The following is a 15290-nucleotide window of genomic DNA, read 5'->3' on the forward strand; positions in this document are numbered from 1 at the left end:
CGCTACGCGGCGCCGCCCAGTTCGACGAGGTCGCCATCGGCCGTGTAACCCTCGACCGGCCGGAGCACGTACCCCTCGGGAAGATCGCCCGTCCTGTAGTACGAGATGAACAGCTGCGCGGCCTCGTCGGCATCGAAAACCTCGGCGCGGCTGACCATCTGGTCACCGTTGGGCAGCGGGATCGCGACGTCCAGCGGTAGGTCGCCGTCGTGCGGGTGGCCGATCGTGTAGCGAACCCACTTCGCGCCCCACTGCTCGCCGCCTGGCTTACGGATCTCCACGGTCATCGCCGCGGCGTCACCGGCAGCTTGGATGAACTGCTCGGTGGCCTCGTTGCGGACCTCCTCGAAGGTCTTCCCCTCGGGCAACCTGTAGAACAGCAAGAACCAGTTGCCGTTCTTGCCGAACTGCCGCAACGGGCCGAGGAACTGCAGCGGCCCCGAACCGCCGTCCATGGTCGCGGCGCCACCGCTGGTGTACACCATCGCGTGAGTCGGAACCCCCATGCCCACCACCCTATCTGGAACAGGGGTGGGGTGATGGCGGCGAAGTGGGCGCTCGGGCACTGAGCGCTACGCCGCCCTACCCTCCACATCCGCTGCGCGGATCAGCCACGCGCCCGGGACCGGTGTGCCAGCGCCGGCCCGCACCGCTGGCTGCGTCCCCCGAGTGATGCGCACGTTCAGAGCTTGGCGGGTGATGCCGAGCTCCGCGGCGGCTTCGGCCACGGACAACCACCCGTGCTCGCGCCGCCACGCTGCGGCGCCGTGGCTGGTGCGTGGCGCGGCGTCGATCCATTCATGCCGGGTGACGACGCGGTCCTCGACGCGTGTGGCCTGGAGTCGGCCGTCTCCGATCATCCGGCTCACGGTGTCGCGGTGCACGTTGAGCAGCGCTGCCGCGTCGGCGACGGTGAGGTAGCCCTCCGCATGGAGGGCCGCCTCTTCTCGTCGGAATCGGGCGCGGAGGGCTTCGGCGGCGGGGTCGTGCTTGGTCATGCTGCACTCTCTTTTCGGTTCGCCCGCTCCACCGCGCGGTACACGGTGCTGCGGCCGACGCTGAACAGCTCGGCGAGCTCGGCGATGGTGTGCTCGTTCTTCTTGTACAGATCCACCAGGTGTCGTTCCTGGGCGGCGGAGAGCTTGGGCTGCTTGCCCCGCAGCTTTCCCTTCCGCTTCGCGACGGCCATGCCCTCGCGGGTGCGCATGCGGATCAGGTCAGCCTCGAACTCGGCGAAGGTGGCGAGGATGTTGAACAGCATCTTGCCCATCGGGTCGTTGGGGTCGTAGGCGGAGTTCCCGAGCCGCAGTGTCACCCCGCGCTCGACGAGCTCGTCGGCGATGTCCTTCGCGTCGCGGATCGACCTGGCGAGCCGGTCCAGCTTGGTGACGACGAACTCGTCGCCGGGGCGGCTGGCGGCGGCGAGCGCTTCCCGGAGCCCCGGCCGGTCGCGGTTCGTTCCGGTAAGCCCGTGGTCGACGCGGATGTCCCGCTCCTCGACACCGAGCTTGCGCAGCGCGACGATTTGGGCTTCTAGGTCTTGCTCGGAGGTGCTGACCCTCGCGTATCCGATCTTCATGTCTTCAACAGTACCGAATAGGGGGCCGTCATCGGGACTATTTACCGGACACCTCTAACGGGACGATGCGGCATGGGGAAACGCGGCCTGGCGTCGCGCCTACACGCCGTCCCGGTTACCGACCGGCTTACGGACGCGCCCGGACGCCAATCCGCGCTGCGCGGTGCCGCGACCCGCAAGGCCAACCGCGAGGCGAAGAAGAAGGCCGCGGCCGCTCGCGACTGATCCCCAACAGCAGACACCCCGGCCGCCATGGGAGCGGAGGCCGGGGGCTGTTTCATGTTCGGCCAAAGGTGTCGATGGTACCGACACCTTCATATATCCGTTCGCTGTACACGTCGCTCTCCGCGGTGCCCGGCAGCCGATCCCGCAGCAGGTTCTCCACCAGTTGCCGCGCGGCGCCCTCCGCGGCGTGGTGCGTCACGAAGCTGTTCTCCCGGCCGCGTTCGCTGATCGTGTAGCCGACTACCCACTCCGTCATCCCGGCCGGGTCGGTCCGGGTGCTCAGGCGGATGCGAACGGCGTGCCGGGTGATGCTCACAGCGGGGCGCTACGCGCGGCGGGTGACAGTCATCAGCTTGGCGGTGAGACCTGACGTCGCGGTGACTTTGCGGGATCCCACAAAGTAGCTCAGGACCATTTCCGCGACAGCACGAAGAAGGTCCGCCTCGGGTCCGGCGCTCAGCGGTCGATCATCTTCGTGCTGTCACGAAGATGATGCCAGCGGTGTGGCGACCTACTCCTCGGGCTTCTTCCGCTTCTTCGTGGGTGGCTTCGGCCTGACCGCAGCCCAGTCCACCGTCACCCTCCGCGTGCTCCCTGGGTCTGGTTCCGGCGGCGGGACGCGGAAGACCACGTAGCCATCGGTGCCAGCCGGGTTCGGGCGACCGTCTCGTCGAAGTTCGACCCTGTGCGGGCGGCCGCCTTCGGGCCAGCGCTCGGTGAGGTAGGGGATGAACTCGTCGACGGCCGTGAGCGGGAGGGACTCGTCCGGTGACAGCTCGGCGAGGTTGAACGGGACCCAAGTCTCGGTGAAGTTCGGCGGCATGGAGGCATTCTCTAAAACAGAGAACGCGGCGAGGAGGCGGGTCCGGGGTGTCGTTACGACATCGCACCCATGTCGTAGCCGATGTCGTAGCCATCGTTGCAGCTCAGCGGTGGTGTCGTAGATGTCGTAGGGGTGTCCCCGTCTGAGCACATTCGCAGCTAGGTAGGCAGATACTAAGCAAAGCTAAGAATCTTGATCCTTTTTCACTTCCGTTACGACGCATGGAAACGGGGACACCCCTACGACATCTACGACATGTGCTCTGACCTGGTGAAACAGCTACGACATCGCTTACGACACCCCTACGATGTCGTAACGACATGTCGTAGCCGCCGAGCCGAGCTCAGGACACGCAACAACCCCGTGACTCGAAGTCACGGGGTTGTGCTCCGCAGTGAGGCGTCGGGTATCAGGCCGCCGCGACGAGAGCAACCCGGTGGATCTCCTGTCCGCGCACCTCAACCTGACCTCGGCGGGTGAGCTGCTCGAGCGCCGCCTCGACGTACGGGCCGTGCCGCTTGGAGCTACGCACCTTCGGTCGCAGGATCATGTCGCCGACCGCCGGAACCTTCTCCAGGACGTAGTCGGCGGCCTGCTCGACCAGCTCGACGATGGTCACGGTTTCCGGCGCGTTGGTTGCAGCATCGAAGCTGCGCATCATCCAGTGCGCGATCTCCCACCCGCTCTGCATGTGGTGGGCCTGGATCGGGTGGACCTCGCTGCCCAGGTCCGTCACATCCAGCTGCGCGAAGCAGCGGGCGATGCGGACCGCCCGGCCGATGACCTTGCCCCAGGACTCCGCGCGCGTTCCGGGCTGCCGCTTGATCCGCTCCACCAGGTCGTAGTGGTCCGCGATCACCTCGAAGGCCTCCGGGGTGAGTCGGAAGCGGAGGTTCGCCCACGCCTCCCGGTCGCTGGCCGAAAGCATGTAGGAGCGCACCCACTCCGCGGTCACCGCCTCCGTGTACGCCTTCGCGGCCACCGGATCGATGCTGCGGTCACGGCGGAGCGTGTCCTCCTCCGATTCCGGTACCAGGACGAAACCCTGTCGGTCGCTCCATCCGTTCGTGGTGATCTTGCTCTTGCCGCCGCCCTGCCGAGGCGCGTACGCCTCCTTCACCGGGTCAGGCTGCACGATCAGCAGGCTGCACATGGACGGGCGGTCGATTTCGGTCACGCCGCGGGCGATGCGGTGTGTGCTGATGTACTCCTCGTCGTACGCGGAGCAGAACTTCGCGGTCTCCATGCCCTTGGTGTCGGTGCGGGTCGCCGAGGTCAAGATCTCCGACGCCTCGGGGTGGATTAGAAAGCCGCGGCCCTTCTGACGTGCCAACAGCTCCATCATCGCCTCGGGCGTCGCGTCGGTGAACACGGGCTCAACCTCTGGCGGGACCGCCGCCTGTGCCTCTTCGGCCATCTTCTTCAGCATCGCTGCCTTCGCCGCGAGGTCGGTGGCGAGCCCCTTCGCAGTGGGCGGAACCCAGGTCCCATTTGCGGCCGCCTTCGCCGCCGCCGATGCCGCACGTGCGGTGGCATCGGGATCGTCCACCAGTTCCTTCGCGGCCTGCTTCATCGCGACTTTGGCGTCGTTCTCGGCCTCCTCGGCGGCCTCGGCCAGGGCGTCGGCCTCCATCTGCAGCTCCGCACGCTGCTCGCCGAGAGCGAGGTTGATGATCCGGACGGCCTCTGTCATCGGCGCCTTGACCACCTTCAGCACCGGCGTCTTCCGGGTCGACGGCGGCGACACGATCATGATCCAGACCGCACCGGGCTCCGCCTCCCAGCCGTCGGTGACGTAGATGGTGGCCGGACCGCAGCCGGCCGCGAGGACGGCGATCTGCATCGGCGCGACCAGCTCCACCGGAACGGCCATCGACGCGGCAACGGCGACCGCGAAGTCACGCAGCACCTCCGGCAGTGCGTGCACAGGGAAGGGGCCGGCGCCCGTGTGCGGACGCGGTGCGACAGCAGCCGGCCCGCCGAACGCCGGCGGCACAGTTCCCGCGCTCAGCGGCACCTCGTTGCCCGACACCTGCGGCTGGCCGACCGCCCCCGCGTTCACGCCGGGAGCCTCCGTGCCGATCATCGGCTCAGAGAGGAAGGTTTCGCTTCCAGCCTGCCCCGCCGCCCGAGCCTCGCGCTCGGTCTGCATTGCCACCGCCGCCGACCTGAACCGAGCCGCGCGGTCCGTCTTCCCGGTCCGATCGAGGTAGTCTGCGATCGCCACGAAGTCAGCAGGTCGCGTGGCCGGCAGCGGGTCCCGCTCCGCCATCGTGATCAGATCGAACTCGCGCATCAGGTCCGCGCGGGTGAGGGGTTCGCCGACGTGGTCCCGCGCGCTGTTCCGCAGCCCCACAGCGAAGTCCAGACGCGAGACGCGAGCCCAATCCAACCCCAGCTCCGCCATGGTGGTGGTGCTGAACAGATGCGCCTTCCCTTCGTGCTCCTCGCACTCGTGCAGGTGCCCCGCCGTGTCGCTCGACTGCCCCTCGAAGTGGAAGTGGTTGCAGCCGCAGCTGCCCACCGAGTCGAGCAGCTGGATCCGCGGGTCGCCCGCGATCCACTCCGACCACGGGATCTCGACGATGGCGTCGGACAACGCCTGCGACTCGGCGCTGCGCTCGGCCCGCTCCCTCGGCGTCGGCGACGCGACGGCGCCATGGACCTGCGCGGCGTCGTACGGGTCCATGGTGTCCGGCACCGGGACGGTGCGGTCCCACAGCCAAGGCGGCGCCTCCGCGATGGCGGCGCCGGTGAACGCGTAGCTCCGGCCGTACGCCTCGTCCAACCGCGACGGCGGCGCGACGACCTGCCGCTCTTCCCGGCTCGCGAAGATCTCCAGGCGGCCACCGTTCTTCAGGTGGATCATCGACCGCGTGTCGCCGAGCTCCTCCGGCGCATCGTCCGGCAGCCGGAGCCACGCATGGCCACCACCCTCCTTGTCGTTGAACTCGCCGGTCGCCAGCACCGGACCCGCGCCGGACTTCGCGGGGATCACGGTGAGCGTGAAGCCCATCGCAGTGAGCCAGTCCACGCCAGCCTGGTTCTCGGCGTCCATCAGCACCATGCGGCTACGCCCCGGGTCGATGCCGACGTTCCCGCCCTCGGCGACGTGCGCGCGGGCAGCCTCGGGGGTGAGTCCGGGCTTGTGATTCCACCCGTAGCCGATCGGGTGCTTGAGCCCGGGCTTGACCTTCACCGTGAGAGCGCTGGATGCGAGCCCAGCGGCCAACTCGGCGTCGGCGGCGGTCATCATCCCGGCGGAAACGGCGGGGGCAGCAGACTCCTCGGTGGCCCCGGACTTCGCGTTCTGGACCGCCTCGGCCTTCCAGTCCCGCATCTGGGCCCGCATGTCGCGGGCGGACGCGAGCGGGTCGCGCTGCTCGGCGGCGGTCATGCTGCCACCGCCCCACGCGCGATGTAGGCCGCGCGCATCGTGCCGCGCCAGTAGCGGGGCACCGCCCCGCAGGCGCGCACCGCCTCCGCGACGGACACGGGGTCGGTGGGGTCGCACTCGGCCCAGCCGCCGCCCGAGTTGCACTCGACGATCACGCCGCCCTCGTCGGGCAGCACCTCGTAGGGGGCGTCGTCGGCGCTCAGCGCCGGCATCGCACCGGTGAGGGAGACGAAACGCTGCGCGCACAGGGTGCGCTCGGCGGTCGGGGTGCTCGGGTGCGTCATCCGGGCCAGCAGCGCATCAGCGCGGCGGCGGATTGCAGCCGAGTAGGTGAACTGGGCCCAGTCAGCATCGTGCGTGTCGTGCGGGAGGGTTGCATCGCCCGGGTCGTGTGTCATCATGGAGATGTCTCCTTCTTCGAGGGTGGAGCATTTCGAGAAGCGATCGGCCGGCCCGCAGAGCCGGCCTTTCGCGTGTCTGGGGCCTGTTAGCTGACGACGGTGTTGTCGAGGTACGCCTGAGCGTCGCTCGGGCGGATGCGCAGCTGGCGGCCGACCTTGCTGGCGCGCAGGGCGCCGGAGTGGATCAGCGTCTTGATGGTGTCGGTGTGTACGTCCCACTCAGCAGCGAGGCGCTCGACGCTCAGCAGCATTTCGGTTGTCGGTTCGATGGCGGTCGCGGTGGCGGTCACTGCTTCCCCTCCCTATTCGGTCTCGATCGGTCGTCACCCACGCTACACGCCGAAATCCGTTGGGGGATTCTCTATTTCAGAGAATATACCGCATATGCGCAGGTCAGACGCCCGATCCGGCCCGAAACAATCACTCGTGACTTTTCTCGCGAAACCCGTTCCCGCTCAAGGCCGTAACTCAGATCCATTCTCTAAAGTAGAGAACAGAAACATCCCTGCTCCGCAACGAATCACTAACCAGCACAGCAATATTCACGTCTCTCGAACACGTCACGCCGCCCAGTTTTCTCGTAACCCGTTGCCTCCCAACCCCGTATCGACGGAGGACGTGACATTCCGTTCTACCGTTCGTTTGACCCCACCCGATAGACTCGAACACATGAGCCGGTACCACATCGCACTGACAACCGCCGCGGCAGCTGCCGCGGCGGCGCTGCTGTCGGCGTGCTCTCCGACCGAGCCGAAGCCGTGGCCCAGCGCCGGACAGGCGGCCGCTGCTCCGACGAGTGCGACGGTGCTGCCCGCCGGCAGCCCCGAGAAGCCTGCGTTCACATGGCAGGACGTCACCGGGCAAGGTGTCGAGGCCCGGCGGGACAGCAACCCGCTCACCCTCGCGCAGTACGGTGCTGTTCCCGTCCCCGGCATCCAGGTTCAGCACGCCGAGAACGGCGAGATGCACCTGTGCACCATCGGCCCCGCCGTGGTGCCCGCCATGTCCCAGCAGGTCCGCGGATTCCTCACGGCCGGGCACTGCGCTCCCGCCCCCGGCGGTGTTCAGCAGTGGTTGCAACACACCCCTGACGGAGACCCGACCCCTCTGGCTCCGGCCACAGGGAGCGGAGACACGGTTGCGGTGTGGACTGCGGCTGTCCCTACGACGGCGACCCTGATCGCCGACACCTGGCCCGTTGCGGGCGTGCTCACCGTGGCCGGCGTGCAGCAGCTGGTGCCGGAGGGCGCGATGGTGTGCGTCAACGGCGCCCGCACGGGCGTGAAGTGCGGACCCCGCGGCACTGACGAGGACGGCATGATCACGTACGACGTCGCGACGCTCCAGGGAGACTCCGGCGCCCCCGTGTTCGTGGTGGATCAGCAGAACCGCGCGGTGCTGGTCGGCATCCACCAGGACGGGAACGGATTCCGGGGATTCGCAAGCTACCTCGACCCGGCCCTGCGGAGTGTCCGGGTGCAGATCGCCGCGGGTGTCGCCCCACTGCGAGGTGAAGGGTTCTCAGCGCGCACGACAGCAGGCAACAGCTGACAGCAACCGGCCCGCCTGGACCGTCGCCCGTCCGCCACCGTCCGCCCGAAATCGGTGTCGCCGGACCCGTAACCATGTTCTAGCTGGAACAATGGTTCGCATGACGTACATCGATCCCGACTTTACCGCCATCGACCCCCTGCCTGACCCCAGCGCCACAGCAAACCTAAACGAGCGACTGGACGAACTGGCGGGCGCTATCCGCACCACGGCCTCCGGTGAGGGAGAGCAGTCGGCATGACGTACACCGACCCGGATTTCAGCGGTATCGACGCACTCCCGGACCCCGACGGCCCCACTCGCCTGTCCGCCACGCTCGAGGACCTCGTCGGAGCGATCCGCTCCGGCCGCGACGGTGTCAACGGCACCTCGGCGGGAGTGGCGCCCGACAAGGTGGTGGAGGTCTCGGGGCAGGCCGAGACCGCCGCCCGTGACGAGTCCACCAACGCTGCCACCCGGCAGGCCGCGGTGAAGATCCTCAAGGACGCCGCGGCTGCCTGGAAGCGTGACGCCCCGAAGGCGGACGCGATGAACACCGCGGAGAAGAGGCTCGCTGACGCCGTGACGGCTGACGAGCAGGCGCGGGCGGCTCTGGCTGCCTGCACGACGGACGAGGCCCGGACGTTCATGCAGCCGATCGTGAACTCCGCCTCGTCCGAGTTGCTCGCCGCGACAACCGCTCTGGAGAGCCTGAAGGCGAAGCGTGACGCTGCGAACAAGGCGTTCGAGCGGGCACGCAAGCAGGCCGCCGAGAAGCTGGCGGGGGCCGCCAGGCAGGGCGGCCAGGACGGCGGCACCGGGAAGCCAGTGCCGGGGACCGGTACCTCCTCGACCTCCACTGGTGCTGGATCGGGCTCCGGCAGCAGCTCGGGCAACAACCGGACCGCCTCACCCGGCGCCGGCAAGCCCGCCACCCCCTCGATGCCCACGGTCGGGCAGACCTCCGCGCCCGCTGCGACGAAGACCAGCTCCGACAACAAGAGCACCGACCCCTCGGCGTTGCTGTCCGCGCTGTCTCAGAACGGCCAGCAGGGTCAGGGGCAGCAGCAGTCCACCCCGCAGGCCCAGGCTCAGCCCGCCGCCTCGACGCAGCCCCAGCAGCAGAACCAGCAGGACGGCAAAGACAAGGGCGACCCCTCCAAGAAGACGCCGGGCGTGATCGACGTCGACGACATCGCCCGCGAGCTCGGCGAAACGGGGACTGGTGCCGCTGCCGCTGTGCTCGGCACCGCCACGCCGGCGCCTGCGGTCAACGCGGCCTCCACCGCTCTTCGTCCAGGTGTGCAGGTTCCCGGCACCGGCCCGGGCGGCACACCTACCCCGCAGCCGGTGCCGGCCACGTCGGGCAACTCTGTCGAGGGACTCAACACCAAGAGCGACGTGGGCGGCCGCAGCACACCGACGCCCGGTGCCTTCGACTCGACGAAGACCACCACCAGCGCGGCGCACACCGCCGAGACGGGCCAGGGCACCCAGCAGCAGACCGCGCGCCCCGCCGGTACCGGCATGCCGATGGGCATGATGCCGCTGGCACCCGGAGCCGCGGGGCCTTCGTACGGCAGCCCCGCCAAGAAGGACGAGAACGGGAAGATCGTCGGGTACGGAAACAACCCCCAGACGTTGTTGCTCAACGGCGGCTACGCGGTCTCCGAAAGCGTCAAGGGCGGCACGATCTGCCAGGCCCTCAACCAGGAGAACCAGGCCCTTATCCGGGTCTAACGAGAGGACAGCATGACCGGCAAGATCACGATCAAGGACCGCGCCACCGTGCAGGGCCACATCAACGGCCTGACCGCCACCAAGACCAAGCTGACCGCTGCCGCCGAGCGCGCCCGCACCGAGCAGGCGGCGGTGATCGCGGCCCTCGGTGTGAGCGTGGACGGCAACGGGGGCGGTGAGGCTCCCGCAGCGGGTAACCCGGGAGCGCAGGCGGACGCCGCGGCCACTGCACTCGGCACCGCGACGACCGGGATGCAGTCCTGGCTGGACGGGCTGGAGACGGTCGACACCGAGGGCGCTACCGGGGTGCAGTCGGCGGACGGCGGCACTCCCGAGCCGACCGAGCCGAAGCCCGCGGACCCGAAGCCGTCGACTCCCACTCCCACCCCGGCTCCCGCGCCCACCACGCCGCAGGCGAAGCCGTACAGCACGTCGGGCGGCACGACCGGCGGCACCTCGCCGTACCCGGCGGGGTGAGGTGATGATGAACGCGCACGACGTAGATGTCGCCCGGTTCCGCCGCGCCGGGGAACTTCTGGCACGGGAGAGCCTGCTGCCGCTGCAGGGCCCAGAGATGCTGGAGGAGCACCGGATTCGGGTGCGCGGCGTGGTGTACGCCGGCACCGCCGCAGCCGCGGCACGCGTCATGACTCTCCGTGCCGACGAAGGCTATTCGTACGCGGACGCCTTGATAGAGGTACTGACCGCTGACCGGCTGGGCAACCAGTCCGCGAATGAGCTCGGAGTGCTGAACTGCCTGCGCGCCGAGAACTGGATCCAAGCGGTTCGGGTCGAGCTCTGCGCCCGCGCCGGGGAGATCGCCGTGCCCACCCTGACCGACACCGAGAGGTTCCACCGCCTGGCTGCCGTTGAGTACGCCTTGGACCATGCTCGATTCGACGGCAACGTGTCGACTGCGGCCGTGGTTGCGTTCGTCGAGGTCATGGCCGCGGCCCGGGTCCGGTGGCACCTCGGCGAGTTCGACCTCATGGAGGACATGGACCCCGCGGACCTGATCCGCGACGTGGTAACCGCCGAACCGGTAGCCGCGACTGCCGACGCAGAGCTCGACGAGGGTTGGAAGCGTTCAGCTGCACAGTTCATGTCGGAGAACTGGGACGAGATCCGCGAGAAGGCCGCCGATCTGGAGGCCGCCACCGCGATCGAGACCACCGAGGTCGGACCTGCGCAACGGGTGGAGGCCGCCCGCCGCGGTGCACGGCGGTACATGCAGGAGCTCGGCCGGGAGCACGGCGTCGACTGGAACCGCGAATACCTCTCGTACGCCGCCGCGGTGGCCGCCGGCCGCGCGCAGTGGCAGGAGACCGGCGGTGACCCGCAGCAGCAGGACCTGTTCGAGGTGCAGGCGCCGGGCATGGACCCGGCTTCCGGAGCGGACCAGCTGACCGACGAGACGCGCGAGCAGGTGCGGCAGCTCGTGGCGTCTGCGTGGGCCGAGATCGCGGGAGACACCGCCGCCGTCTGACCCGCAGCAACAAGCAGCCCCGGCACCACCACTAGGTGCCGGGGCTGCTGCGTGTAAGCCCCCGTCACGCGGTGAACGATCGACCGTCGCCTTGTCCTTGACGCTGATCTTGGAAGCACCCCCGTCACGCGGGGAACGGCGCAGCACCAAGCAGCCCCGGCGCCTCAACTGAGGAACACCCCCGGCCACGCGGGGAACGGGCTGCCTGCTTCCACTCCTTGTCGAACGCCTCGGGAACACCCCCGTCAAGCGGGGAACCGGTCGCCCGTCAACAACCGTACCGCCTAACAGCAAACCGCCTCGGACGCCGCATCTGACCCCGCACTCAACCGGTTTGTGATCCCAAATCACTGCTACAGCATATCAATTAGTGGCGCGTAACCTATTCCAGCGGTAGCGTTGATTACACCGATTCCACCGGTTCAGCAAACTCAGGAGATCACCGTGACCGCGACCCTCACCGCCGAGAACCTCGTCCAGTCCCACACCTGCCCGGACTGTCAGCACACGCAGCGCATCGACGCGATCGCCGCCGCCCTGGACCCCGACCGACTCGCCGACCGTGTCCGTGCGCAGCTGCGCAACTGGACCGGCGACGAGGACGACGCCGACCTGATCCTGTACGGCTCCGGCCACGAGTTCGCCGTCGATGTCGCCGAGCACGAGGTGTGGGAGGGCCAGTACACCCGCTCCGCCGAGCAGCAGCTGCACCTCGCGCTGGTGCACATGGCCGCCGCTCTCGCCGCCGGCGCGAAGCTCTGACACCCCAGACCTGAAGGAGCACAACATGACACGCGAGTTCGAGGTAACGATCCCCGAGGATCACTGGCTCACCCTCACTGAGATCGGCGGCGAAGGGCACGTGGTGCGGGCGCCGTGCAGCAACACCGCCGACATCGACGCTGTCGAAGGCGCACTGCTGGCGGCGAACTTCCGCCCGCAGTGGGAGAACGATCCGGTGCGCCTGACCGCCCTGCTCGGCTGACCCATCCAAGACTCCGGCCGCCGCATCTGTCCCCCTCGGTGCGGCGGCCGGCTCCACCTCCACGAACGAAGGAGTTCCCAATGCCCCTGTCCGCCACCGTCCTGAGCAAGCCGGGCTGCGCCCCATGCAAGTGGGTGAAGCGCACCCTCGACCAGCACGGCGTCCCCTACACCGACCGCGATGTGACCACCGACGCCGACGCCGAGCAGCTGATCCGCGACATCTACGCCGCCCGTCGCCCTGGTCAGATGCCGGCCACGCCCGTCACCCTGCTCACCTCCCCGGAGGGCACGCTCACCGTGTTCGGCCCTGACATCCGCGGTCACCTGCGCGAGCTCACCCGCGCCGCGGCCGCTGCCTGATCGGAACATCAACTAGGACAGGCACATGGACACCACGACACCGCCCGCACACGAATTGATCTCCCGTCCCGAGGCCGGCCGCATGCTCAGCGTCGGTCCCCAGGCCATCGACGGCATGGTGCGCCGCGGCGAGCTGCACGCCTGGAGGATCGGCGACCGGGTGAAGCTCCGGCGCCAGGAAGTGATCGACTACCTGATGAACGCAGCGGGGTTCGTGCCCGCCGGCCGCGACCCCTCGCACTGACCCCGAACAGCAAGCAGCCCCAGCCGATCTGGCTGGGGCTGCTGCCGTTCCTGACCCTCTACCTCACCGCACCTGGATCGAGCGCACCACCACCGCTGCTCGGACCGCCCTGACCGGTACCGGTCTCGGTGCTCGCCGCGTTGGCCGGACCCGCACCGCCCGGCTTCGGCACACCGGGCGCTCCGGTGCTCGGCACGCCACCGGTACCGGCCGGTGCACCCGCCGCGGGCTGCGAGGCATCGGCCGGACCCTGCAGAGCACCCGTTGCGTTCGGCACCGGGTTCTGCACCCCACCGGTCTGGCCGGACACCGGACCCGGCTGCTGTGCCGGTGCACCGGCCGGTGCCTGGTCTCCCGGCTGCCCCGGTGCGGCCTGACCCGGGTTCGGATCGTTGAGGTGGAAGTACCCCGCGCGGTCACCGAGGTTCTGCGGCAGGTCGCTGGCGCCGACGATCTTGTAGTCGGTGAGGTCGTAGAACTTGCCGTCACCCAGAAGCATGTAGCTCTTGTCCGCCGCGACCATGATGTCTCCGGGCTTCGCCTGGGCCGGGTTGACCTGCGTACCGGGATCCTGACCCGCCACCGGAGGCGTGAGACCGGCCTGCTTCGCCGCATCCGCCAGCGAGACCGGATGGGTCGGGTCGGCCTTCGACAAGATCTCGGCCAACTTCGCGGTCTTGGCGTCCGGGAACACCGTCTTCTGGCCCTTCACGTCGACCTCCTTGTTCGGCTCGGCCGCCTGCGCAGCGTGTGCCGCGTTGGCCTGCGCCGGGGTGGGTGCTGCGGCACCGGGTGCGGTGACCGCGGCGGCGGGCACGGGAGCGACCGGCTTCTGCCCCTGTCCGGGCACCACAGCCCTGGCCTGCTCCGGCTTGGCCCCGCTCAGCGACTTGTCGTCCCCGAGCTTGCGGGGCTCGGCCTTCTTGTCCTCCGTCTTCTTGTCGTCGGCCAGCTTCTTCGGCTCCGACTTCTCGCTCGAGTCCGGCTTGCTCGTGGCGAGCGGAGTGCCGCCGCCCGTACCGCCGCCGGTACCTGCACCGAGAGGCGACCCGCCGCCGAGTCCGCCGCCGGACCCGAGCGGGTTCGAGGTCGGGGTGGCCGCCTTCTGCTGGCCCAGCTGCGACAGCAGCTTCGACAGGTCGTCGTTGTTCTTGGTCGGCGTCTCGGTCTTGGCCGGGGTAGCCGCAGCGGGGGTCTGTGCAGCAGGGGTGACCGCGGCGGGGGTCGCGGTGACGGGCTTGACCGGCTCCGTCTTCTTCTCCGGCTTCGTTCCACCCGCCGTGAGGTCGCGCACCAGGACCACGGCCGGCGGCGTCTCTGCCCAGAGTCGCTCCAGCTTCGAGTTCGCCGCGGCGATGCCGGACTGCCCCTTCTGCACCTCGGTCTCCATCGTCGTGGCCGGACCGTGATCGTTCAGGCTGCCGCTGCTGGCGAGCTGACCACGAGCCGCCGCGTTCGCGGTGGTCACCGCCCGGTACGCCAGCGCGCCGCCCTGGTCAGCAGCCGAGAGCTGATCGGTCAGCTGCTTGACCTGGGTCTTGAGCGCGGCCATCGCCGTGAAGTGAGCGGCCAGACTCGCCCGCTGCTCAGTGAAGTACTGCTCCCCGGATCCGGTCAGCGCCTTGTCGATCGCCGCGAAGTGATCGGAGATCCCGGTGAGCCACGCCTCGGCCGCGGCCTTCACCTCCGCGTTGCTCAGTTCCAGCGCGGGAGGCGGCGACGCATCCCACACCGAACCGGTGGGGCCGTCCTGGAACGAGAAGACGTTCTGCTGCGCGGTACGCAGCGCCGCGTCAACCTCGCGTACGTTGGAGACGTCCTTTGCGTCGGCCTGCAGCATGTAGGTGTTCGTGCCGTCGGGCTTGGCCCACTCTTCGTAGCGGTCGCCGAATCCGCTCATTTCCCAGATCGCCGAGGCTCCCAGCGCCACCCAGCCGACCGGGCCCGGGATCATCCCGATCGCGTTGAGCGCCGCGCCCACGTAGTCGCCCTGCTTGAAATTGTGGATCGCGGCGTAGCCCGCCACCGCGGCGCCGAGGCCGGGCACGAACTTCGCCGCAGTCTTGAGCGCCCCCTTCCCGAACTTCGAGGGGACCAGCTTGCCGACCTTCTCCGCGCCCCTACCCGCCCAGTGCTGGCCGGCGTTCCACTGCCCCTTCGCGAGGCCCTTGATGCCGGCGACGCGCTCGCCCGACTTGATGTTGCGGACTGCGCTGGGCGGCACGCCCAGGTTGGTCATAGTCTTACCGACGGCCGGCGAGAACCGTTTGGTGTCGCTGGCCTTCATGTCGGCCGACGGCTTCGTGTCGGCAGGCTTGGTGTCGGGCGCGGGCTTCGTGTCCACAGCGGGCTTCGGAGAGTCAGCCGGGGCCGCAGCCGGCGTGGTGGTCGGCTTCGGCTCGGCCTTCGGCGTGGGCTTCCCCCCGAGGCCCTCTCCACGGCTCCACCGCTGCTGCGGTTCTGGGATTCCGCTCGCCAGGCCGCGCAGCACCGAGCTGGGGCTTGCAGTGTCGGCCAT

19 protein-coding genes are annotated in these 15290 nt (G+C 69.0%); 10 read left to right on the forward strand and 9 right to left on the reverse strand.

Annotated elements, in window-relative coordinates:
* Positions 1-2: 2 nt before the first annotated feature.
* The 3 genes from B4394_RS14250 to B4394_RS14260 all read right to left on the reverse strand — a co-directional run bounded on the left by B4394_RS14250 (position 3) and on the right by B4394_RS14260 (position 1579).
* Positions 3-506, reverse strand: coding sequence for a hypothetical protein (locus tag B4394_RS14250; protein WP_078315393.1), 504 nt, complete (start codon positions 504-506; stop codon positions 3-5).
* A 66-nt stretch (positions 507-572) separates the two neighbouring features.
* Positions 573-998 carry a helix-turn-helix domain-containing protein gene (locus B4394_RS14255; protein WP_078315394.1) on the reverse strand — a complete coding sequence of 142 codons (426 nt, stop codon included), beginning with the start codon at positions 996-998 and terminating at the stop codon, positions 573-575.
* Complete coding sequence (locus B4394_RS14260) at positions 995-1579, reverse strand: recombinase family protein (protein WP_078315395.1); 585 nt, start codon at positions 1577-1579, stop codon at positions 995-997. The genes B4394_RS14255 and B4394_RS14260 overlap by 4 nt, the downstream gene beginning before the upstream one ends.
* 72 nt (positions 1580-1651) lie before the next feature.
* Between B4394_RS14260 and B4394_RS25410 the strand changes: the two genes are divergently transcribed.
* Complete coding sequence (locus tag B4394_RS25410; RefSeq protein WP_176138314.1) at positions 1652-1804, forward strand: hypothetical protein; 153 nt, start codon at positions 1652-1654, stop codon at positions 1802-1804.
* Positions 1805-1856: 52 nt separating this feature from the next.
* Here the strand turns inward: B4394_RS25410 and B4394_RS14265 are convergent, their stop codons facing one another.
* The 5 genes from B4394_RS14265 to B4394_RS14285 all read right to left on the reverse strand — a co-directional run bounded on the left by B4394_RS14265 (position 1857) and on the right by B4394_RS14285 (position 6715).
* Complete coding sequence (locus tag B4394_RS14265) at positions 1857-2120, reverse strand: hypothetical protein (RefSeq protein WP_078315396.1); 264 nt, start codon at positions 2118-2120, stop codon at positions 1857-1859.
* Positions 2121-2315: 195 nt separating this feature from the next.
* Positions 2316-2777, reverse strand: a complete 462-nt coding sequence (locus tag B4394_RS14270; RefSeq protein ID WP_139360197.1) for a hypothetical protein — start codon at positions 2775-2777, stop codon at positions 2316-2318.
* Positions 2778-3036: 259 nt separating this feature from the next.
* The gene (locus B4394_RS14275) at positions 3037-6024 is read right to left on the reverse strand and encodes a DUF3987 domain-containing protein (protein WP_078315398.1); all 2988 of its coding nucleotides are present in this window, start codon (positions 6022-6024) and stop codon (positions 3037-3039) included.
* Entirely contained in the window at positions 6021-6425 is a 405-nt protein-coding gene (locus B4394_RS25750; RefSeq protein ID WP_078315399.1) for a hypothetical protein, read from the reverse strand. The genes B4394_RS14275 and B4394_RS25750 overlap by 4 nt, the downstream gene beginning before the upstream one ends.
* An 86-nt stretch (positions 6426-6511) precedes the next feature.
* On the reverse strand, positions 6512-6715 hold the full coding sequence (locus B4394_RS14285) for a helix-turn-helix domain-containing protein (protein WP_078315400.1): 204 nt from the start codon (positions 6713-6715) through the stop codon (positions 6512-6514).
* A 379-nt stretch (positions 6716-7094) separates the two neighbouring features.
* Between B4394_RS14285 and B4394_RS14290 the strand changes: the two genes are divergently transcribed.
* The 9 genes from B4394_RS14290 (at position 7095) to B4394_RS14325 (ending at position 12772) form a co-directional block, all read left to right on the forward strand.
* Positions 7095-7976: a chymotrypsin family serine protease gene (locus tag B4394_RS14290; RefSeq protein ID WP_078315401.1), complete on the forward strand. Its 882-nt coding sequence runs from the start codon at positions 7095-7097 to the stop codon at positions 7974-7976.
* A 100-nt stretch (positions 7977-8076) separates the two neighbouring features.
* Complete coding sequence (locus B4394_RS25415) at positions 8077-8217, forward strand: hypothetical protein (RefSeq protein WP_176138315.1); 141 nt, start codon at positions 8077-8079, stop codon at positions 8215-8217.
* Positions 8214-9695 carry a hypothetical protein gene (locus B4394_RS14295; RefSeq protein ID WP_078315402.1) on the forward strand — a complete coding sequence of 494 codons (1482 nt, stop codon included), beginning with the start codon at positions 8214-8216 and terminating at the stop codon, positions 9693-9695. Before B4394_RS25415 ends, B4394_RS14295 begins: the two co-directional genes overlap by 4 nt.
* A gap of 12 nt (positions 9696-9707) precedes the next feature.
* Positions 9708-10172 (forward strand): hypothetical protein, encoded by a 465-nt coding sequence (locus B4394_RS25755; protein WP_078315403.1) that lies wholly within the window; start codon positions 9708-9710, stop codon positions 10170-10172.
* 4 nt (positions 10173-10176) lie between these two features.
* Positions 10177-11181 (forward strand): hypothetical protein, encoded by a 1005-nt coding sequence (locus tag B4394_RS14305; RefSeq protein WP_131822772.1) that lies wholly within the window; start codon positions 10177-10179, stop codon positions 11179-11181.
* Between the two features lie 444 nt (positions 11182-11625).
* Positions 11626-11943 (forward strand): hypothetical protein, encoded by a 318-nt coding sequence (locus tag B4394_RS14310; RefSeq protein ID WP_139360199.1) that lies wholly within the window; start codon positions 11626-11628, stop codon positions 11941-11943.
* 25 nt (positions 11944-11968) lie between these two features.
* Positions 11969-12166: a hypothetical protein gene (locus tag B4394_RS14315; protein ID WP_070943257.1), complete on the forward strand. Its 198-nt coding sequence runs from the start codon at positions 11969-11971 to the stop codon at positions 12164-12166.
* Between the two features lie 80 nt (positions 12167-12246).
* The gene (locus B4394_RS14320; RefSeq protein WP_070943258.1) at positions 12247-12528 is read left to right on the forward strand and encodes a glutaredoxin family protein; all 282 of its coding nucleotides are present in this window, start codon (positions 12247-12249) and stop codon (positions 12526-12528) included.
* A gap of 25 nt (positions 12529-12553) precedes the next feature.
* Positions 12554-12772 (forward strand): helix-turn-helix domain-containing protein, encoded by a 219-nt coding sequence (locus tag B4394_RS14325; RefSeq protein WP_070943259.1) that lies wholly within the window; start codon positions 12554-12556, stop codon positions 12770-12772.
* A gap of 58 nt (positions 12773-12830) precedes the next feature.
* Here the strand turns inward: B4394_RS14325 and B4394_RS14330 are convergent, their stop codons facing one another.
* Positions 12831-15290, reverse strand: a complete 2460-nt coding sequence (locus B4394_RS14330) for a hypothetical protein (RefSeq protein ID WP_078315405.1) — start codon at positions 15288-15290, stop codon at positions 12831-12833.

Origin of the sequence: Mycobacterium sp. D16Q16 (assembly GCF_002013745.1) — a bacterium.
Classification (GTDB): Bacteria; Actinomycetota; Actinomycetes; order Mycobacteriales; family Mycobacteriaceae; genus Mycobacterium.